21 protein-coding genes are annotated in these 18840 nt (G+C 58.2%); 6 read left to right on the forward strand and 15 right to left on the reverse strand.

Translation table 11 applies throughout. The annotated features are described in order from the left end of the window. Positions 1-6: 6 nt before the first annotated feature. The 4 genes from B0G52_RS07165 to ald all read right to left on the reverse strand — a co-directional run bounded on the left by B0G52_RS07165 (position 7) and on the right by ald (position 3633). Complete coding sequence (locus B0G52_RS07165) at positions 7-1182, reverse strand: phosphopentomutase (RefSeq protein ID WP_094042832.1); 1176 nt, start codon at positions 1180-1182, stop codon at positions 7-9. Between the two features lie 35 nt (positions 1183-1217). After that, positions 1218-2126 carry a tyrosine recombinase gene (locus B0G52_RS07170; protein ID WP_158223615.1) on the reverse strand — a complete coding sequence of 303 codons (909 nt, stop codon included), beginning with the start codon at positions 2124-2126 and terminating at the stop codon, positions 1218-1220. 90 nt (positions 2127-2216) lie between these two features. Further along, entirely contained in the window at positions 2217-2450 is a 234-nt protein-coding gene (locus B0G52_RS07175) for a DUF4227 family protein (RefSeq protein ID WP_094042834.1), read from the reverse strand. 67 nt (positions 2451-2517) lie between these two features. Further along, entirely contained in the window at positions 2518-3633 is a 1116-nt protein-coding gene (gene ald, locus B0G52_RS07180; protein ID WP_094042835.1) for an alanine dehydrogenase, read from the reverse strand. A 166-nt stretch (positions 3634-3799) separates the two neighbouring features. On the opposite strand from ald, the gene B0G52_RS07185 reads away from it, so the two are divergent. Together B0G52_RS07185 and B0G52_RS07190 are read left to right on the forward strand one after the other, a co-directional pair. After that, the gene (locus tag B0G52_RS07185) at positions 3800-4918 is read left to right on the forward strand and encodes a S8 family peptidase (RefSeq protein WP_094042836.1); all 1119 of its coding nucleotides are present in this window, start codon (positions 3800-3802) and stop codon (positions 4916-4918) included. A gap of 107 nt (positions 4919-5025) precedes the next feature. Next, a complete protein-coding gene (locus B0G52_RS07190; protein ID WP_094042837.1) occupies positions 5026-6138 on the forward strand; it encodes a response regulator in 1113 nt (370 codons plus the stop codon). A 70-nt stretch (positions 6139-6208) separates the two neighbouring features. Here B0G52_RS07190 and B0G52_RS07195 read toward each other — a convergent pair whose 3' ends face one another. Continuing rightward, on the reverse strand, positions 6209-6664 hold the full coding sequence (locus B0G52_RS07195; protein WP_094042838.1) for a MarR family winged helix-turn-helix transcriptional regulator: 456 nt from the start codon (positions 6662-6664) through the stop codon (positions 6209-6211). Positions 6665-6781: 117 nt separating this feature from the next. Between B0G52_RS07195 and B0G52_RS07200 the strand changes: the two genes are divergently transcribed. Further along, complete coding sequence (locus tag B0G52_RS07200) at positions 6782-7258, forward strand: glutathione peroxidase (RefSeq protein ID WP_094042839.1); 477 nt, start codon at positions 6782-6784, stop codon at positions 7256-7258. 74 nt (positions 7259-7332) lie between these two features. Here the strand turns inward: B0G52_RS07200 and fur are convergent, their stop codons facing one another. The 4 genes from fur to B0G52_RS07220 all read right to left on the reverse strand — a co-directional run bounded on the left by fur (position 7333) and on the right by B0G52_RS07220 (position 10377). Further along, entirely contained in the window at positions 7333-7788 is a 456-nt protein-coding gene (gene fur, locus B0G52_RS07205) for a ferric iron uptake transcriptional regulator (RefSeq protein WP_094042840.1), read from the reverse strand. Positions 7789-7860: 72 nt separating this feature from the next. Continuing rightward, a complete protein-coding gene (spoIIM, locus tag B0G52_RS07210) occupies positions 7861-8520 on the reverse strand; it encodes a stage II sporulation protein M (RefSeq protein ID WP_094042841.1) in 660 nt (219 codons plus the stop codon). A 69-nt stretch (positions 8521-8589) separates the two neighbouring features. Further along, positions 8590-9804 (reverse strand): endonuclease Q family protein, encoded by a 1215-nt coding sequence (locus tag B0G52_RS07215; RefSeq protein ID WP_094042842.1) that lies wholly within the window; start codon positions 9802-9804, stop codon positions 8590-8592. 3 nt (positions 9805-9807) lie between these two features. After that, positions 9808-10377, reverse strand: coding sequence for an NUDIX hydrolase (locus B0G52_RS07220; RefSeq protein WP_094042843.1), 570 nt, complete (start codon positions 10375-10377; stop codon positions 9808-9810). A 107-nt stretch (positions 10378-10484) separates the two neighbouring features. Between B0G52_RS07220 and mciZ the strand changes: the two genes are divergently transcribed. Then, positions 10485-10640 carry a Z-ring formation inhibitor MciZ gene (mciZ, locus tag B0G52_RS07225; RefSeq protein WP_094042844.1) on the forward strand — a complete coding sequence of 52 codons (156 nt, stop codon included), beginning with the start codon at positions 10485-10487 and terminating at the stop codon, positions 10638-10640. A gap of 88 nt (positions 10641-10728) precedes the next feature. Here the strand turns inward: mciZ and B0G52_RS07230 are convergent, their stop codons facing one another. After that, complete coding sequence (locus B0G52_RS07230) at positions 10729-11859, reverse strand: M20/M25/M40 family metallo-hydrolase (RefSeq protein ID WP_094042845.1); 1131 nt, start codon at positions 11857-11859, stop codon at positions 10729-10731. A 76-nt stretch (positions 11860-11935) separates the two neighbouring features. On the opposite strand from B0G52_RS07230, the gene prli42 reads away from it, so the two are divergent. Further along, complete coding sequence (gene prli42 / locus B0G52_RS36585; RefSeq protein WP_106359396.1) at positions 11936-12028, forward strand: stressosome-associated protein Prli42; 93 nt, start codon at positions 11936-11938, stop codon at positions 12026-12028. On the opposite strand, the gene lipB is transcribed toward prli42, so the two are convergent. From lipB to lpdA, 5 genes are all read right to left on the reverse strand, one after another. Beyond that, entirely contained in the window at positions 11991-12692 is a 702-nt protein-coding gene (lipB, locus tag B0G52_RS07240) for a lipoyl(octanoyl) transferase LipB (RefSeq protein WP_094042846.1), read from the reverse strand. The two genes, prli42 and lipB, sit on opposite strands and share 38 nt — an antisense overlap. Before the next feature lie 197 nt (positions 12693-12889). After that, complete coding sequence (locus B0G52_RS07245) at positions 12890-14272, reverse strand: dihydrolipoamide acetyltransferase family protein (RefSeq protein ID WP_094042847.1); 1383 nt, start codon at positions 14270-14272, stop codon at positions 12890-12892. 36 nt (positions 14273-14308) lie between these two features. Continuing rightward, a complete protein-coding gene (locus B0G52_RS07250; RefSeq protein ID WP_094042848.1) occupies positions 14309-15295 on the reverse strand; it encodes an alpha-ketoacid dehydrogenase subunit beta in 987 nt (328 codons plus the stop codon). Continuing rightward, positions 15286-16323 carry a thiamine pyrophosphate-dependent dehydrogenase E1 component subunit alpha gene (locus tag B0G52_RS07255; protein ID WP_094042849.1) on the reverse strand — a complete coding sequence of 346 codons (1038 nt, stop codon included), beginning with the start codon at positions 16321-16323 and terminating at the stop codon, positions 15286-15288. The genes B0G52_RS07250 and B0G52_RS07255 overlap by 10 nt, the downstream gene beginning before the upstream one ends. Before the next feature lie 193 nt (positions 16324-16516). Beyond that, positions 16517-17950, reverse strand: a complete 1434-nt coding sequence (gene lpdA / locus B0G52_RS07260; RefSeq protein ID WP_094042850.1) for a dihydrolipoyl dehydrogenase — start codon at positions 17948-17950, stop codon at positions 16517-16519. Between the two features lie 450 nt (positions 17951-18400). On the opposite strand from lpdA, the gene B0G52_RS07265 reads away from it, so the two are divergent. After that, positions 18401-18840: transposase (locus B0G52_RS07265; RefSeq protein ID WP_143762531.1), on the forward strand; the 440-nt coding region annotated here is incomplete at its 3' end.

An 18840-nucleotide genomic window follows, 5' to 3' on the forward strand; every position in this document is an offset into this window, starting at 1 on the left:
CATCGGTTACTTCAACAGCGGAAGAAAGCTGGAACCGTGCGTCTTGAATTCGATCCCGAAGTTGTCCGCGACGGTGGCTGCGACATCGGCGAACGTGGCCCGATCCGCCAGTTGTCCCGCTCCGGTCAAGCTCGGGCTCCATGCCAGCAGCGGCACGTATTCCCGGGTATGATCCGTACCGGCATGAATGGGATCATTGCCGTGATCGGCCGTGATCAGCAGCAAATCGCTGTCCTTCATCGCCGCCATAATATCCGGGAGCGCGCGATCGAACTCCTCAAGCGCCCGCCCGTAACCTTCCGGATCGCGCCGGTGCCCGTACAGCGAATCGAAATCGACCAGATTGGTAAAAACGAAGCCGCCGAATTCTTTCTTAAGCTCCTGGATCGTCACTTCGATGCCGTGCGCGTTGCTCTTTGTCGACGTCGCTCTCGCGATGCCTTCGCCGCTGAAAATATCGTTGATTTTTCCGACGGACACCACATCCACTCCCCCGGCTTTCAGGGCGTTAAGCACCGTCGGATGCGGAGGCTTCACCGCGTAATCGTGGCGGTTGGATGTCCGCTTGAACGCTCCAGGTCCGCCTAGGTAAGGCCGGGCAATGACTCTGCCGACCGAAAATTCATCCTTCATCGTCAGCCTGCGCGCCACCCGGCATGCGTTGTACAGCTCTTCCAAAGGGATGACGTCTTCGTGAGCCGCCAGTTGGAAGACGCTGTCCGCCGAGGTATAGACGATCCAGGAGCCGCTTCTCATCTGCTCGGCGCCCAGCTCGTCGAGAATCTCCGTGCCCGACGCCGGCTTGTTGCCGATGACGGACCTGCCCGTCTCGTCCTCGAATTGGCGGATCAGAGCGGCGGGAAAGCCGTCGGGAAACGTGCGGAACGGTTTGTCGATGCGCAGTCCCGCCAGCTCCCAATGACCGGTCATCGTATCCTTGCCGACCGAAACCTCGGCCATCTTGCCGAAGTATCCGCTCGGCGCGGATTCCGGCTGCCAAGTTCCTAGCGTAGCGATGTTGCCGAGTCCCAGCTTGCGCAGGTTCGGAAGTTCCAGCTCTGGCACTCTCTCGATAATGTGACCGAGCGTATGCGCCCCCGTATCTCCGTATTGCGCGGCATCCGGCAGCTCTCCGATGCCTACGCTGTCCAGTACAATAACCGTAATCCGTTTAAAAGTCATGCCTCGATTCCTCTTTTCCCAAACAAATATCGCCTTCAAACTCCGGGCTTCGTCCCCGCGCGGGGATGATTGCGTTCATACACCTCGGTAAGTCTCGGCTTAGCAGCGGACAAGTAAGGCTGCAGCGCAGCCGCGCTCGATACTCCCAGCATCTCTTGCACCGCTCGCAGATCGGCGCCATTCTCCAGCAGATGCGAAGCGAACGAGCCGCGAAGCGCCTGCGGAGACGCATCCATCCCTATCTTGCCGGCGTAGTTCTTCAATATTTTCCAGATTCCCTGGCGGGTCAAGCGCGATCCCTGCTGATTAAGAAACAGCGCATCCTCGCTCCTGCCCGGCTCAAGCAAATTCGGCCTAACCTCTAGTACGTATTTCGACACCCAGTGGTTTCCGCTCGCTCCCACCGGCACCATTCTTTCCCGGCCGCCCGATCCTAAGCATAGCAAAAATCCCATGTCCAGTCTAACGTGCTCCGCATCCAAAGACGCAAGCTCCGACACCCGCAAGCCGGTCGCGTACAGCAGCTCCAGCATCGCCTTGTCCCGAATTCCCAAAGGCTGGCTGACATCCGGCAGTTCCAGCAGCTTGTCCAATTCTCCGGATCGAATCGTTTTCGGCGCTTTCTTCTCCGCCTTGGGCGCTTCCAGTTGCATCGCCGGATCGATATCGACGATACGCTTAAGCACGAGATACTTGCAAAAAGAGCGAAGCGCGGCAATGCGGCGGGCGATCGTGGCCGATGATCTGCCTTTGGCGCGCATTTCATTCACGTATGCGGTCAGATGGGCCGCTCTTAATTCGGCCGCGAGACCCGCGCGCTGTCTGTCCAGAAAGTTCAGGAAGTCGGACAGATCGCCAAGATAGCTTTGTTCCGTTCCGCGGGAGACGCCCCGCTCCTCCTTCAAGTACACGAGATAAGCGTTCAGCAGGCTCCTTAATTCCATGACGAATTCCTTTCTCTTGCTCTGGACCTCGTCCGTCAACATCCGGACTTCATTTACATTCCACGCGCGACCGCGCATTTCCTTCCGAACCTATTCCCCCAACCAATAAAACAATCGCAGTCGATCTCCCGGGGAAACGTCCGGGTCGCTTCCTTCGCCCGTCATGAATACTTTGAACGCCTTGCCCTCGGGGATCTTATATGGATCATCCGGATCGAGCCAGCCGTGAAACCATCCGAAGAAACCGTGAACGACCACCGCAAGCGCGAGAAAAAGGAGCGTAAACTGCAATCGCTCCCACCATCTCTCCAATGGACCTTTCATTCCTCATCTCCCCTTCTTGTCCTTGCCCATACTCAACCGTATGAAGAAGGGGAGACGTTCATGCCTGTCACCACAAGCTTTCCAGCTTCGTATAAGGAAGCCCCACGGCTTCCGCCACCTGCGGATGTGTGATCGCCCCGCGGTACGCATTCACTCCGAGCGCCAGCATCGGGTTGCTCTTCACCGTATCTTCGAACCCTCTGTGCGTCAGCTGCAGAACGTAATCGATCGTAACGTTCGTAAGCGCCAGCGTCGAAGTTCGGGGAACGGCCCCGGGCATGTTCGCGACCGCATAATGAATAACGCCGTGTTTTTCGTAGATCGGGTCTTGGTGCGTCGTCGCCCGGTCGATCGTCGCGATCGATCCCCCTTGATCGACGGCTACGTCGACGATGACGGCGCCCTTTTTCATCGTCTTCACCATTTCCTCCGTGACGAGCCGCGGCGCCCTTGCGCCAGGTACAAGCACGGCTCCGATCAGAAGATCGGCTTTGCGAACCGCATTGGCGATATTATAAGGGTTGCTCGTAAGCGTGCGCAGCCGTCCTTGGAACACGTCGTCCAGATAACGCATCCGATCTGCGCTTTTCTCCAGGACGACGACTTCGGCTCCGAGGCCGAGCGCCATCTTGGCCGCATTCGTCCCGACGATGCCCCCGCCGATGATAATGACCTCAGCGGGAGGCACACCCGGTACTCCGCCGAGCAGCACGCCCCGGCCGCCCTGGAACGCCTCCAAATATTTCGCGCCTTCCTGAACCGACATCCGCCCGGCCACTTCGCTCATCGGCGTGAGCAGCGGGAGACTTCCGTTCGGCGCTTGAATCGTCTCGTACGCGATCGCAGTTACCTTCCGATCCGCGAGCGCATGGGCCAGATCCGGCGCGGCGGCCAGATGCAAATAAGTAAACACAATTTGATCTTCACGAAAGAAGGCGAATTCTTCCGGCAACGGCTCCTTGACCTTCACGATCAGATCCGCGGCCGACCATACCTCCTGCGCGCTTCCGACCAGCCGCGCCCCGGCCGCCGCATATTCGGAATCGGCAAAGCCGCTTCCTTCGCCCGCTTGCTGCTGAACGACGACTCCGTGACCCTGCTTCACGACCATCTCGCAGCCGGCAGGCGTAAGCGCAACGCGATATTCCTGCTTCTTGATCTCTTTGGGCAATCCGACAATCATGCTCGTTCCTCCCCGCACGCAGTCTCGTCCTTCCCTTTTACAATCTCCCCGCCCTTAGAAAATATGTGCGCGAGGCCCAATGCACCTCCTGTGCGAATCTTCCATACCCTACTACAGAATACGATCATGAGTACGGTTATGATCCGCCCAGGAGGAAGGACATCCGATGAAGCCATTGGCCAAGCAACTCAGCCAGACGGTGAAGCGCACACCGACATCCCGCACGGAACGGAGGAACATCGTGTTCCGCCGGTCGCAGGACTATCACAGCTGCCTCAAGCATCTCTCCGCGGCGGGCATTCGGCCGGTGAAAAAGGTCGACTCGATGCGGATGATCTGCTGCCATGGCGACAAGGGCGCCGATTGGAAACAGCTGCGAAGCCATCCCCGCATCGCCCTCGTCGAGCGGGATCGCAAAGTCAAAGCCCATGGCCTGGGCAGCCCCAAGCTGCCGGGCCTGTCGGCCGTCGTCAAGAGCCGCATCCCCTGGAACGTCAATCGCGTCAAAGCTCCGCCGGTATGGCCCGCTTCGAATTCCGGCGCCTCGATCAAGATCGCGATTCTCGATACCGGAATCGCTCGCCATCCCGATCTCGCCATCGCCGGCGGCGTGAATACGATAACGGGCAAATCTTACGCCGACGACAACGGCCACGGCACCCACGTAGCCGGAATTGCGGCTGCGACCGGCCGAAGAAGAATTTACGGAGTCGCGCCCAGAGTCGAGCTGTACGCCGTCAAAGTGCTTGACGAGAACGGTTCCGGCTTTATCTCGGACATCATTGAAGGAATCGAATGGTGCCTGGCGAGGGGCATTCGAATTTTGAATATGAGCTTCGGTCTGGCCGCCGATAGCGCCTTGCTCAGAAACGCGATCCGGCAAGCCCGGCGCCGCGGCGCGGTCATCGTCGCTTCCGCGGGCAACAGCGGCACCGCCTTCCCGCAGATCGACGCGCCGGCCCGCTATCCGGAGACGATCGCGGTAGCCGCCACCACGCGCGCCAATCGCGCGGCCAGCTTCTCCAGCCGGGGACGCGGCATCGACATATCCGCTCCGGGGGTCAGCATTCTGTCCACATGGCTGCACGGCACATACCGCAGGGAGTCGGGAACTTCGATGTCCGCTCCGCACGTAACCGGAGCCGCCGCCCTCCTCCGAGGCGTTCGTCCCAAGCTCACCGCCACCGAAGTCGCCCGTAGACTGAAGCAAGCGGCGCTGCGAATTCCGGGCGGCAAAAACGCGGTCGGCTGCGGACTTTTGCAAATCGAGCCAGCAGCTCGCTAATCGACTTATTTTCGCGCGCCCAAATGCCGATATAATAGAAATAGGCCGGACGAACCCTATCGGCGGCTTATTACCGACGCATACCGATTAGGAGATTATGGTGCCTTATGAAAGCAATTCTTGTAGATGATGAAGGACTGGCGCTGAAAGACCTGGAGAGACAGTTGGAGAAAATCGGCGGCATCGAGATCGCAGGCAAGTTCCAGAACGCGGCGGACGCTCTGCGGCGGATCGGGGAGCTGCGTCCCGATGTCGCTTTCCTCGATATCGACATGCCCGAGATTTCCGGTCTGGAAGCCGCCGAGCGGATTCATAAGATCAGCGACGAGATCGAGATTGTATTCGTGACCGCTTACCACGAATACGCAATCAAGGCGTTCGAGCTTGCCGCTCTGGATTACGTCCTTAAGCCGATTAACGCCGGCAGACTAGCCCATACGATCAGTCGGTTGAAGCAAAGAACTCCGTCCCGCGCGCGCGAGAACGAGGCCCCCGTTGCCACGGTCAGCTGCTTTAGCAGATTAAACATCGAATACGGCAAGGCGGAACCGTTCTCGTGGCGCACCGTCCGTGCGCAAGAGCTGTTCGCCTATATGGTGTACAAGCGCAACCAGCCGGTTCGCAAAGATATTTTGCTGGACCTGCTCTGGCCGGACACGGAGTACAAGAAGGCGTTCACGCAGCTGTACACGACGGTGTACCAGATCCGCAAATCCATCGAGGCCGCAGGTCTCACGATTCGGCTGACGAACAGCGGAAGCGACTACTATCTCGATCTGGGCAACAACCGGTACGACGTTCAGGAATGGGAGAACAGCCGTCTGTCGCTGCCCGAGCTCTCCCCCGAGACGGCGGCCGAGCACCTCTCCTGGCTGCAGAGCTACGAAGGAGATTATTTGTCGGAGACGGATTACGCATGGGCCGAGAACGAGAGGAAAAGGCTGCGCGATATTTGGTACAAGCATGCCCACGCGGTAAGCGAAATGTGGCGTACGTTGGGCTATCGCAGAGAAACGTTGGAAACTTACGAGATGATGGAACAGAAGTTCCCTTTCTCGGAAGAGCTGTATTTCATGATTATGCAATTCCATGCGGATAACGGCGACCTGGGTATGGCCAAGCTGAAGTACGATCAGCTCCGTTCCATGCTCAAGGAGGAGTACGATATCGCTCCGTCGCTCGCCGTTCGCCAGTGGGCGGATGTCGCGTTTCGTCACTGAACAGCATAAGGCATGCTTCTTACCGCAGCAATTGCGGAAGAGGCATGCCTTTTTTTGCAAAGTCGTTCGGTTATGGAGCCGGAGACGACGTCATTCCCTGAACTTTGGCGAGCGTCGCGACGATCTGCTCGCGCAGTGCGTCCGCCTCCTCGCGGGCAACTCCTGCCTGGCAGAACAGCTGCTGCGGGATGTCGCGGGCCTTCTCCTTCAGGGCGGCGCCTTTCTCGGTCAACCCGACGATCACGCTTCGTTCGTCCTGAGGATCCCGCGTTCTCGTGATCAACCCCATTTGTTCCAGCTTCTTGAGCAGAGGCGTTAACGTGCCGGAGTCAAGATACAGCCGCTTTCCCAATTGTTTGACCGTTGCCCGGCGATCCTCCCACAACACGAGAAGCGTAATGTACTGCGTGTATGTCAGCCCCAACTGCTTAAGGAGCGGGTGATACAGCTTCGTAATTTCCCTGGCGCAGGCATATACGGCAAAGCATAGCTGGTTGTCCAGGTTAAGCGCGGATTCGTTGTCCATTTTCGTTCTCCTTCTCTATTTTTCCGGCAAAGGATTGACTTTTTTAATTGATTGTATACAATTTAATTTATAGCAATATATATGCCTGTCGTCAATATAACCAAGGAGGTTTCTCTTATGTCCCTATACGATATTCCCGTCAAATCCGGAAAAGGCGAAGAAACTACGCTGGCCGAGCACCAAGGAAAGGTTATGCTGATCGTGAATACGGCGAGCAAGTGCGGCTTCGCTCCTCAGTTCGGCGGTCTGCAGAAGCTGCACGAAACCTACGCGGACCAAGGCCTTGCCGTCGTAGGGTTTCCCAGCAATCAGTTCGCCAACCAGGAGCCTTTGGAGGGAGATTCCCTGGCCCAGCATTGCCAGATCAACCACGGAGTCACCTTCCCGCTGTATGCCAAGATCGACGTCAAAGGAGCCGGCATACACCCGCTGTACCGCCACCTCACCCGAACGGCCCCGGGTTTTCTCGGGCTTAAGAACATCAAGTGGAACTTCACCAAGTTTCTGGTCGACCGCAACGGCAAAGTCGTCAAGCGTTTCGCTCCGACCGTTACTCCCGAGCGCATAGAGGAGCATATTCGCAAGCTGCTATAGGAACGAAGGGACGAAAATAAGCATGGAAAAAGAGGCTCTCCCGAACGAGATTCGGGGAGCCTCTTGCTGTCGCGTCACTCTTCGGCGGTTTCCTTCGCTTGGCACTTGGCGCAGACGCCTTGGAAATCCAAACGGTGGTCCAGCACGGAAAAGCGATATTCCTTCTCCAGTCGTTCTTCAAGCGGTCCCAGCCAGTCTTCCATAATTTCTGACATGGATCCGCATTTCACGCAGATCAGATGGTGGTGGTGGTGCTTGTTGCTGTCCGTACGCAGATCGTAACGGGCCACACCGTCGCCGAAGTTCATTTTCTCCACGACGTGCATCTCGCTCAGCAGCTCAAGCGTCCGGTAGACGGTCGCCAGGCCGATTTCGGGCGCCTTATCCTTGACGAGCATAAAGACGTCCTCCGCGCTGAGATGGTCTTCTTCGTTCTCGAGAAGCACCCGAACCGTCGCTTCCCGTTGCGGAGTCAGCTTGTAGCCCTGGGACTGCAACTGTTGTTTAATTTTTTCAATGCGGGCTTCCATGGTTTCCCCTCCGGTAGCTGGTGCACTTCTTTCCATTATAGGAGAAGCCTATTCATTTAGTCAAACCTCGCATCAAAATTTAGAAGATAAGGCGGAAATTTCTTGACTGACGACGGATGGCGCGATGCGATCCAGCAAATTCGGCGACACGAACGCCTCGTACAGGGAGGCGACGCACAGCACGAGCAGCATCGCCGCGGCGACGGCCGTATGCGCCAGAAACGGAGGCAGCAGCTGTCCCTTGCGGCGGAACAGACGCTCCCGAACGACGAAATACGCGAACCTCGCGGCCGATAAGCTGGCGATCATGAGCGCGGGTACGACCAGCGCATTGCGCGGTCCCGTCGCGAGCAGGAAAAACAGCACGCCGTTCCAGGCGAATTGCTGGGCCAGCACCGCCGCGGCAAACCCGATCAGGACTCCCTTGAGAAAATCGAGCACGAACACGAGGGGCAAGCCGATGACCGACAGTCCGAGAAACCAGATGAGCAGCATCCATTTTCCGTAAAACAGAAAGCTCTCGCGAAACGTCGCAGCGGGCGAAGCGTTGCCCGGATTGTCGACTTTGGCAAGATACACGCCGAGCGCGTCGGTCAGCTCCTGCTGCTGATCCAGGGTGAGCGCGTTGACGAGCATCGCCCCGAAGATCGCCCCGACCAGCACGAGCACTCCCAAAAACACGTATAGATTCAAATTGTCGCGAGCCGACAAATTCCATAAGCGGAAGTTCACGGCGGCCAACCTCCTTGTCCATCCTTAGCGGCATGTCCCGTGCCTCATTGTATGATGGACAAGATCCGTTTATGATTGCCGGATGCTTCCGTAGCTTCCGCCGCTTCCCGACGTAAACGCAATCTTGCCTCCCCTCGCGCGGACGATCATTTGTGCGATTTTCTCCCCCGTTACGGCGGCGATCGCTTCCGCGGGAATGCGATGGAGCACGTCCATCTCCGTGCCGACCTCAGCGAAGAGCTTCTCTCGCTTGGCCGGCCCGACGCCCGGGAAGAAAGACAACGGAACCTGCGGCCGATAGGGCGGCCTTCCCTCCGGATGCACGGGGCGCTCCCGGTCCGCCAGCCGGCGAACGCGTCCGGATACGCCTCGGGTAAGCCGCGAGCTCCCGCAGTAAGGACAGACGGCGACCTCCCCCTCCGTCTCGGGAACGGAGCGGCGGCATGCCGCGCACGAGGTTTCGTGATATTTGCCAAGCTCCGGGTGCAGTCCGTAGTTGGCGAGAATGCGGCGGCCTTCCTCTCCTCTGAGCGCTTTCGCGAACTCCGCGAAGGATGGGGTCGCCAGCGACAGCTCATTGCACTCCCTGCCGATCATGCCGGGAGAATGCGCGTCGGAATTGGTCAGGAACGGATAGCGGTCAAGCTCGGACAGCAGCCCCGCCATATCCGAATCCGCGCTCAGACCAAGCTCAACAGCCGCGATGCCGCCGGGGTCGAGCCGATCCGCCAGCCGATCGGCCGAGCAGCCCAGCAAGCCTCTGTGCGGCGTGAACACATGAGCCGGGATGAGGAGCCCTCCGCGGGCGATCAGCTCGGCTTGCAGCTCCGCGGCAGAGACGCGAATCCGCTGCGTGCTTAAGCGGATGTTGACGACGCGGGGCCTCATCCACTCGGTCCATTCCTGCATCGCCCGCAGCGTCGGCAAAAAAACGAGCAAGTGAAACGGGCCGCCCCCCTCTTCCTTGACCTCCATCTCCGCTCCGAGCAGCAAAGTCGTATTGCGGTACCGGATACCCCCGCCGGGCACCTCCTCCATTTCCCCCGAATGCAAGCAATCGAGAATGTCCTTCTGGACGGCCGGCGAGTGGCAATCGATGATACCGACCAGCTCGATGCCCTTGCGTTCGGACGCTTCCTCGGCGATCTGACGGAAAGTCAGATTCCGGCTCCCGCTTATCTTAACGGGCTGTCCGTCCTGGGACCGGCCGATGTGCACGTGAAGATCGGCGAAATAGGGCGACAGCCTCTCTTCCGGCACCGCTTGCGCTTGCGAATCGCCCATCGATCAGAACGCTCCCGTTAATGCGTACATGCGCCAGGCGTAGACCGCGAGCAGCGTTTTGGCGTCGCAAATCCGTCCCTCCGCGATATAAGCCTGCGCCTGCTCCAGCGTAATCGCCTCGCACGTCAGAAACTCCTCGTCGTCCAGATGCGCCTGCCCCGGCTCCAGGTCGTCGGTCACGTACAAGTGCACAATCTCCTCGGCAAAGCCGGGCGACGTGGAGAACGAGTGCAGATGGCGAATGCTTCTCGCCCGATAGCCCGTCTCCTCTTCCAGCTCGCGGAGCGCTGCCGCTTCCGGCTCCTCTCCCGCGTCCAGCTTGCCCGCCGGAATTTCCACCTGGACCTTCTCCAGCGGCTTGCGGAACTGCTCCACGACGAGCATTTTGCCGTCCAGGAGCGCCACGACCGCCACCGCTCCGGGATGGCGCACGATCTCCCTCGTGGCCGTCTCGCCGTTAGGCAGACTTACCGTATCCACCTGCAAGGAAATAATTCTGCCTTCGAAGATCGGCTTGCTCTCCAACGTCCGTTCATAGAACGGATGCGAGGAAATCTGTTTGTTTTCGCTCATTTGGCATCCCCCAGTCTAATCTCGTCCGCTCGCGCATACCTTCAACGTATAGGCAGCTCGTCCCATTAGCGTACGGATGACGCAGCCGATACGAGGAGGCTGCGCCCATGTTAAAAAAATATATTTCGTCGCAACGTTTGCAATTCGTCGGCAAAGCTTGGGAAATCCGCCATGCGCTTCGCCAAGAGAATAAGCTCCACGGAGGGCGCACGCCTCTCGTCGCGCTGCTCTCGGCCAAGCAGCCGCCCCGGAGCGGCTCTTGAGGCTTGCAAGCTTATCCTGCTCCGTGAATGGACAAGGGCAGCGTCCGTAGCCGACAAGCCGGGGGCGCTGCCCTTATGCGCGCTTGGCTTACCGCTTCAGCGTCTCGTTCACGATCGCCAGAACAAGCTCGGCGGCTTTCGCGAGATCGTCCGCCTTAATTTGCTCCTTCGTCGTATGGATGTGCTCGTAGCCTACCGCTAGGTTAACGGTCGGAACGCCGTTGCCGTTAAACATGTTCGCATCGCTTCCGCCTCCGGAGGAGAACGTTCGCGGCGTCAGCCCGATCGCCTCGATGGCCGCTTTGGCGACTTGGACGACCTCCGTGCTGTCGTCGTGCGAATACGCCGGATAGATCGTCACCGTTTCGAAGTCGAACTTGGCTCCGCACTCGCCCGCCGCGCTGGCGACCGCTTCCCGCATCGACTCGACCTGCGCATCCATCTTCTCCTGCACCTGGCTGCGGGCTTCGGCGTAAATTTTGATCGTGTCGACGACGATATTCACTTCGCCGCCGCCCTCGAAACGCCCGATATTCGCCGTCGTCTCGCTGTCGATGCGGCCGAGCTTCATCCGGGATACCGCTTTGGACGCCACCTGGATGGCGCTGATGCCGTCTTCCGGATTTACGCCCGCGTGGGCGGCTTTGCCCTGGATCGTGATATATTGGCGGGAATTCGTCGGCGCGGACACCGCGATCGCCCCGATCTCGCCGTTAGAATCGAGCGCGTACCCGAACTTGGCGCGCAGTCGGGAGCCGTCCATCGCGCGGGAACCGATCAGCCCGGATTCCTCTCCGGTCGTGATGACGAACTGAATGCCGCCGTGCGGCAGCTGCTGTTCGCCGATCACTCGCAGCGCTTCGAACATCGCTGCCAGTCCCGCCTTGTCGTCCGCCCCCAGAATCGTCGTGCCGTCGCTGCGGATGTAGCCGTCGTCGGCGAGGCGGGGCTTAATCCCTTTGCCCGGGGAGACGGTATCCATATGGGACGTGAACAGAATCGCCGGAACGGACTCCTGCCCCCCCGTCGGCGGCAGCCAAGCGAACAGATTGCCCGCTCCATGTCCGATCTTCTCGGCCACGTCGTCTTCGGTCACTTCCAGTCCGAACGCCTCGAACTTCGTTTTCAGCACTTTGCTGATCTCGGCCTCGTGTCTCGTCTCGCTATCGATTTGCACCAATTCCATAAACTCGGCCACCAGTCTATCCTTTTGAACCATGATCTTTCCTCCTGAAGTCGTATTCGTTACAATAGGGGTATGGATAAGCCTTAATCTGAAAGGATGTGCAGCCCCCATGAATCGCCGCTGGTTTAAAATCGTCATCTACGTCACTCTGTTCGCGCTGGTCGCTACGACCTTGTTAATGGGAGTATCCCTTCTCCAGTAACGGAAGAATAGCCGAACACTTCGGCGAAGTGCGGAACGATTCGTCTTCCGATTTCTTCCACCTGAAGCTCGGTACCGGTTAACGTCTCCAGGGAGGTTACTCCGTATTCTGCAATACCGCACGGAATAATACCCTGGAAGCCGTCCTCTTCCACGTTCCTCTTCACGTTAAAAGCAAAGCCATGGCTCGTGACGAATCCCCGCCTCGTCCGGGCTTTGTTGAATTTGACCCCGATCGCGGCGATCTTCCGATCTCCTACCCATACGCCGGTATACTCCGGCTTCCTTCCGCCTTCAACGCCGAATTCGGCCAGCAGCTTAATGATCGCCTCTTCCAAATTCCTTAAGTATTGATGCAGGTCGAGCCCCGCGGCATCCAAGTAAAGCAACGGATAACCGACAAGCTGTCCGGGGCCGTGATAAGTAATGTCTCCTCCGCGATCGATCTCGAACACTTCGATTCCGCGCCGGCCCAGCTCTTCCTTGCTGTACAGCAAGTGCTCGGGATGGCGATCGGTGCCGAGCGTATATGTCGGCGAGTGCTCGAGCAGCAGCAAGGAATCTCTGCGTTCGCTGCGGTCGATCTCCTTGACGAGCTGCTTCTGCAGCTCCCAAGCCTCTCCGTACTTCAGCCGGGATAACCATTCGACGTTCAGTTCCTTCATGCCGCGCAACCTCCTGCCCGAACTCCTACCTTATTGTAGCTTATCTGAACGATCAAGCAAACCGCCTTCGGCGTCCTCTGGACGATGAATGCGGTTTGTCGGAGACGATTCAGACAAGGATAGCGGATTTTATCCTTTCTGACTCGTCAAGAAAACCCGACGCGCCGCGCTTGAGCGCGACGAGCCGGGCAATCGCCTTAATACACTTTCGTCTCCAGATTGTAGCCCTCCAGATTTTCCTTCACCCGCTGCAGGAACCGCCCGCAGATGACGCCGTCCAAAATCCGGTGGTCGAGCGACAGACACAGATTCACCATCGAACGAACGCCGATCATGTCGTTGATGACGACGGGACGCTTAACGATCGATTCGAACGTGATGATCGCGGCCTGAGGGTAGTTGATGATCGGTTGAGTCAAAATCGAGCCGAACGACCCCGTATTGTTCACCGTGAACGTGCCGCCGTTAACGTCGTCCAGCTTGAGCTTCTTCTCGCGCGTGCGTCTTGCCAGATCGTCGATCTCGTGGGCGAGCCCAGAGATGTTCTTCTGATCCGCGTGGCGGATGACCGGCGTGACGACCGAATCTTCCGTCCCTACGGACAGCGAGATGTTGATGTCGCGCTTGACGATGATTTTGTCCACGGCCCATACCGAGTTCATGATCGGGTAGTCCTTGATCGCGTTCACGACCGCCTTGATCATGAACGGCATGTAGGTCAGGTTGATGCCCTCGCGCTTGCGGAACTCGTCCTTGAGCTTGTTGCGCAGCAGCACGAGATTCGTTACGTCGACCTCGATCATCATCCAGCCGTGCGGAATTTCGCTGACGCTCTGACGCATCCGGGTCGCAATCGTATTGCGGATCGGCGTTACGTCGATAAAATATTCCCCGCGGCCGGGCAGTTCCTGCCCCTCCACTTCGATCGAAGGGATTCGCGGAGATTCGGACAGATGGATGCCCGATGAACGCACCGGAATTTTCGGATCCATCGGTGCGAGCGAAGCCGCGCTCGGAGCGGGCGCTGACGACGGTGCAGGAGTCGGGGCGGCCGGCGACGTTTCGATTGCCGCGTTCCCGGAAGCCACCGCCTCCAGCACGTCCTTGCGGGTAATTCGTCCGCCTTCTCCGGTCCCCGGAACCCGGTTCAGGTCGATGCTGTGCTCCGCAGCCAGCCGCTGAACGGCCGGAGAGTAACGATGGCGCATCGGAGCGTTGGCGTCGAACCCTGCGGCCGGCAATACTGCCGCCGCAGGCCGGGACGCCGGAGCCTCCCCCGACGAAGATGCCGGAGAATCGGAGCTTTGCGGCTCAGCGGACGCCTCGGCCTCCGCTTCCACCTCCACCAGACAGATGGCGGCTCCTACTTCCACCGTTTCTCCCGCGCCTATAAGATGCTTGACGAGCTTTCCTCTAACCGTAGAGGGCAGCTCCGCGTTGACTTTATCGGTAATGAGTTCGCAGATCGGCTCGTACATGTCCAGCATATCTCCCGGCTGCTTGAGCCACCGGTCGACCGTCGCGGATACGAGAGATTCCGCGAGCTGGGGCATCGCTACTTCCACAATCTTCTTAGCCATTTGATCCAATTCCCCTCTCCAAATCCGGCAACCGGCTTAGTAGCGCGCAAGCTCCAGCATCGCCGTCTTCAGCTTCTCTTTGTTCAGCATAAAATGCTTCTCGCCGGGAGCATGAAACGTGGTAGCCGGCACGTCGGGGCCGCACAACCGGCGGATCGGCGCGTCAAGATCGTACAGGAGCTCCTCCGCGATGATCGCGCCGACTTCCGCGCCGACGCCTCCGGTCTTATTGTCCTCGTGCACGATCAGAACCTTGCCCGTCTTGGCCGCGGCTTCGAGAATGGCGTCACGGTCGAGCGGCTGGATCGTACGCAAATCGAGAATGTGAGCTTCAATCCCCAGCTCGCTGGACAGCTCTTCGGCGGCTTGCATCGCGAAGTGGAGAGGCATGCTGTAGCCGATCACCGTCAAGTCGGTTCCTTCGCGCATCACTTTCGCCTTTCCGATTGGAACGATGTAATCCTCTTCAGGCACCTCATCGGAAATGAGCCTGTAGCATTTTTTGTTTTCGAAAAAGAGAACCGGGTCCGGATCGCGAATGGCCGCCTTTAGCAAGCCCTTCGCGTCATATGCGGTGGCAGGGGCGACGATTTTAAGACCCGGCGTTCCGAAAAAGACGGATTCCGGACATTGGGAATGGTAGAGTCCGCCGAACACGCCTGCCCCGATCGGAGCGCGAATGACGACGGGGCAATCCCAGTCGTTGTTTGAACGGTATCGGATTTTGGCCGCTTCGCTGAGAATCTGATTGGTCGCGGGGAACATGAAATCCGAGTACTGCATCTCGGCGACCGGCTTCATCCCCGCCATCGCCGCTCCGATCGCCACCCCGGCGATCGCCGATTCCGCGAGAGGCGCGTCCAGAGCGCGAAGCTCTCCGAATTGTTGCTGCAGCCCTTTGGTGGTCCCGAACACCCCGCCTTTGAGGCCGACGTCTTCGCCCAACACGAACACGTCGTTATCCCGTTCCATTTCTTCCTTCATCGCGAGCCTGATGGCTTCGATATACTCGATTACCGGCATGCTTCGCCCTCCCCGTTCTCCTCCGCGTATACATACCGGAAGGCTTCTTCCGTCGATTGAAACGGAGCCTTTTCCGCATAGTCCGTCGCTTCGTCGATGATCGCGCGAATTTCGGCCTGCATCGCCGCTTCCTTCTCCTCCGACCACAGGCCGGTTTCCGTCAAGTATTGCTTGAACATCGGCAACCCGTCATTGCCCCTATGCGAATCGACCTCATCTTTGGTTCGATAGGTCATGTCGTTATCGGTATTCGAATGCCCCGTAAGCCGATAGGTCAGGATCTCAATCAACGTCGGCCCCTCGCCCTTAACCGCACGCTCGCGGGCTTCTTTAAAGACGCGGTAAACTTCCAAGGGATCTTTCCCATCCACCTGGATCCCAGGAAATCCGTAGCCGAGAGCGCGGTCGCTGATGCGTCCCCTCGTTTGCTTGGATATCGGCGTCGAGATCGCATATTGATTGTTCTGGCACACGAAAATAACCGGAAGCTGGTGAACGCCCGCGAAATTGCATCCTTCGTGAAAATCGCCCTGGTTGCTCGAACCCTCGCCGAAAGACACGATCGCAACGGAAGGCTCCTTCCGCATTTTGGCCGCCAGAGCGAACCCTGCGGCGTGAGGAACTTGCGTAGTGACCGGGCTTGAACCCGTTACGATTCTCAGCCGCTTGCTTCCGAAGTGCCCGGGCAATTGCCGGCCCGCGCTGTTCGGATCTTCGGCTTTGGCAAACAGAGACAGCATCAATTCTTTGGCCGTCATGCCGACCGAAAGTACGAACGCGAAGTCCCGGTAATAAGGCAGGAACCAGTCATGCTCTCGATCCATCGCGAAACCCATCGCGACTTGAGAAGGTTCCTGGGTGATGCCGGAAATATGAAAATTAATTTTGCCTGCGCGCTGAAGCAATTGCCCCCGCTCGTCAAACCGCCGGGCAAGCATCATCGTCTTATACATGTCGACTACGCGATCGTCGGAAAGCCCTAATTCGGCGTGGCGATGCATTCGCTGGACGGAACCTGTATGTGTCATGGGCGCGTCCTCCTGCTTTGGTTTAGTTTTATAACCTGGTCTTAATACTTGGAGTTAATTCCTATTATACTCCCCTCGCAAGCAAAAAGAAACGCCCAACCCGTCGCGCCGAACAAATTCCCTTGACGGAACCGTTCTTCGACGCCTGAAGGATGCGAATCCCCCGGGTTGAGCCTGATGATGCCGATCGCGATCAGGCGTGCCCGGCGGCGCCCCCCAGCGCGAGCATCGTTTCCTGCATCGCTTCCGACATCGTCGGATGAGGGTGAATCGTCCGGCCGATCTCCCACGGAATCGCGTCCACCAGCTTCGCGAGCGAGGCTTCCGCGATCAATTCCGTCGCATGCGGTCCGACCAAGTGAACGCCCAGCAAATCCCCTGTCGCCGCGTCTGCGACCACCTTGGCGAAACCGTCGCTCTCCCCGTGCACAAGCGCCTTGCCCAGAATGCGCAAGGGCAGCTTGGCGGTTCGCACTTGGAAGCCTTCGGTTCTGGCGTTCTCCTCCGTCCAGCCGATAGCTGCCGCCTCCGGCCGGGAGTAGATACAGCGGGGAATATCCCGATCCGCCGCTCTGGAAGGTTTGTTTCCGGTCAGATGTTCAATCGCCGTCCCCGCCTCGTGCATAGCCGCGTGCGCCAGTTGAACGCCTCCGATGCAGTCTCCGATCGCGTAAATATGTGATTCCCCCGTCTGAAGCGTCGCGGGATTGATCTTAATGAAGCCTCTCTCCGTCTTGACGTCGGTGTTCTCGAGCCCCAGCGATTCCACGTTGCCGATTCTGCCTACGGATACGAGCATCCTCTCGGCCACAAGCGACACCGTATCCCCGCCTGCCGCGGTCGCTTGAATCTCGACGCCTTTATCCGACAAGCGGCAGCTCTCGGTTTGCACCGAAACTCCCGTGTGGATGACAACGCCTCTCTTTTTAAGCGACCTCGCGATTTCGGCTCCGATATCTTTGTCCTCCGTAGGCAGCAGCCTGTCCGCGGCCTCGACGATCGTCACCTGCGTTCCGAAGTCGCTGAGCATCGACGCCCACTCGACGCCTATTACCCCGCCTCCGACGATCAGAATGGAAGACGGACGGCTCGTCCAAGCCAGCGCCTCATCGCTCGTCGCGATGCGCTCCCCATCGTAGCTCAAGCCTTCGAGCTTGCGAGGTCGGGAGCCAGTCGCGATTACCACATTTTTGGGCACCACAGTCTCCGCTTCCCCATCCGCCAGTTCCACCGCGATCGCCCCGCTTTTGGGCGAGAAGATCGAAGGTCCGATAATCCGTCCGTTTCCGTTGACGACTTCGATTTTATGCTGCTTCATCAGAGCCTGCAGCCCCTTGTGAAGCTGCTCCACGATGCCATCCTTTCGCTTGAGCACCGCGCTCCAATCAACCGACGCTGCCCCTTCCGGCAATTGAATGCCGTACGAAGCGGCATCCCCGATCGTCGCGTATACTTCCGCGCTTCTAAGCAAAGACTTGCTTGGAATGCATCCCCTGTGCAGACATGTCCCGCCCAGTTTGTCCCTTTCAATCACGACGACGCTGAATCCGGCTTGCGCCGCCTTCACCGCGGCCGTATAGCCTCCCGGCCCTCCGCCCAATACGGCGACATCGACTTCGATTGGCATAGTTTCCCCTCCGTATGTAAACTCACCTTTCTCATTGTACCTTTTTTTCGCGAACGTAACAAAGTCGGCCCCCGCTCTCCCATTCTCCCCCCTTCCGCCAGTCAGCCAGTGCCCGTCTGCTCCCCCTTGTCCGCTACGTTCGACTTGCTTCAACCTGTCTCCGCCGCCTTGTTTATTTCGCCTTTTCGTCTCTTTTGTCGATATCCCCTTCCGTCAGTTCGTCTACTTCTTCTCTTTCCACTTTCCGCCCCTTTTGCCGCTATCCCTTTCAGTCAGTTCACGATCCCGCTACCATCCTCTATCTCCCCCTTTTGCCGATATCCCTTTGAGTCAGTTGGAAATCATGATGGTAAAAAGAAAAATTAACTAATTCTAACTTTAAATAAGAACAAACGTTTGGTATAATTGAATAGAGAACAAACGTTCGTTTTATGCGGAAGGGAGATTCGTATGAGCCTTAAAGAAGCCGCGGAGAAATTCCAAAAATTTTGTTCCGTCTATAAAGAGGAAGCGAATTGTTTCTCTGTTCTGTTCGAGTTGAAGTGGCCCGACGGCTTTCGCTGTCCGCGCTGCAACCACCCGCTTTTCTATCTCATTTCCACCCGTCGGATTCCGCTCTACGAATGTCGCTCCTGCCATACGCAAACTTCCCTGATCGCCGGCACCATTATGGAGGGCAGCCGTACGCCTCTTCATCGTTGGTTCCAGGCCATTTTTCTGCATGCCCAGCCCCGCTGCGTCAATGCCCGCCAGCTCTCCGAAGCGATCCATGTCACCTATAAAACGGCCTGGTTAATCTGTCACAAAATTCGCCGCGCCATGGCTGCGAGAGAATCGAATCGGCTGCTATCGGGCATTGTTCGCGTTTCGGATTCCGTCTATTGCAAACG

Source organism: Cohnella sp. SGD-V74 (genome assembly GCF_003001675.1).
Lineage (GTDB): Bacteria > Bacillota > Bacilli > Paenibacillales > Paenibacillaceae > Cohnella.

Coding starts and splice junctions, on each gene's coding strand:
- B0G52_RS07165 (WP_094042832.1), bottom strand. CDS start 1,182: ATGACTTTTAAACGGATTACGGTTATTGTACTGGACAGCGTAGGCATC.
- B0G52_RS07170 (WP_158223615.1), bottom strand. CDS start 2,126: ATGGAATTAAGGAGCCTGCTGAACGCTTATCTCGTGTACTTGAAGGAG.
- B0G52_RS07175 (WP_094042834.1), bottom strand. CDS start 2,450: ATGAAAGGTCCATTGGAGAGATGGTGGGAGCGATTGCAGTTTACGCTC.
- ald (WP_094042835.1), bottom strand. CDS start 3,633: ATGATTGTCGGATTGCCCAAAGAGATCAAGAAGCAGGAATATCGCGTT.
- B0G52_RS07185 (WP_094042836.1), top strand. CDS start 3,800: ATGAAGCCATTGGCCAAGCAACTCAGCCAGACGGTGAAGCGCACACCG.
- B0G52_RS07190 (WP_094042837.1), top strand. CDS start 5,026: ATGAAAGCAATTCTTGTAGATGATGAAGGACTGGCGCTGAAAGACCTG.
- B0G52_RS07195 (WP_094042838.1), bottom strand. CDS start 6,664: ATGGACAACGAATCCGCGCTTAACCTGGACAACCAGCTATGCTTTGCC.
- B0G52_RS07200 (WP_094042839.1), top strand. CDS start 6,782: ATGTCCCTATACGATATTCCCGTCAAATCCGGAAAAGGCGAAGAAACT.
- fur (WP_094042840.1), bottom strand. CDS start 7,788: ATGGAAGCCCGCATTGAAAAAATTAAACAACAGTTGCAGTCCCAGGGC.
- B0G52_RS07215 (WP_094042842.1), bottom strand. CDS start 9,804: ATGGGCGATTCGCAAGCGCAAGCGGTGCCGGAAGAGAGGCTGTCGCCC.
- B0G52_RS07220 (WP_094042843.1), bottom strand. CDS start 10,377: ATGAGCGAAAACAAACAGATTTCCTCGCATCCGTTCTATGAACGGACG.
- mciZ (WP_094042844.1), top strand. CDS start 10,485: ATGTTAAAAAAATATATTTCGTCGCAACGTTTGCAATTCGTCGGCAAA.
- B0G52_RS07230 (WP_094042845.1), bottom strand. CDS start 11,859: ATGGTTCAAAAGGATAGACTGGTGGCCGAGTTTATGGAATTGGTGCAA.
- prli42 (WP_106359396.1), top strand. CDS start 11,936: ATGAATCGCCGCTGGTTTAAAATCGTCATCTACGTCACTCTGTTCGCG.
- lipB (WP_094042846.1), bottom strand. CDS start 12,692: ATGAAGGAACTGAACGTCGAATGGTTATCCCGGCTGAAGTACGGAGAG.
- B0G52_RS07245 (WP_094042847.1), bottom strand. CDS start 14,272: ATGGCTAAGAAGATTGTGGAAGTAGCGATGCCCCAGCTCGCGGAATCT.
- B0G52_RS07250 (WP_094042848.1), bottom strand. CDS start 15,295: ATGCCGGTAATCGAGTATATCGAAGCCATCAGGCTCGCGATGAAGGAA.
- B0G52_RS07255 (WP_094042849.1), bottom strand. CDS start 16,323: ATGACACATACAGGTTCCGTCCAGCGAATGCATCGCCACGCCGAATTA.
- lpdA (WP_094042850.1), bottom strand. CDS start 17,950: ATGCCAATCGAAGTCGATGTCGCCGTATTGGGCGGAGGGCCGGGAGGC.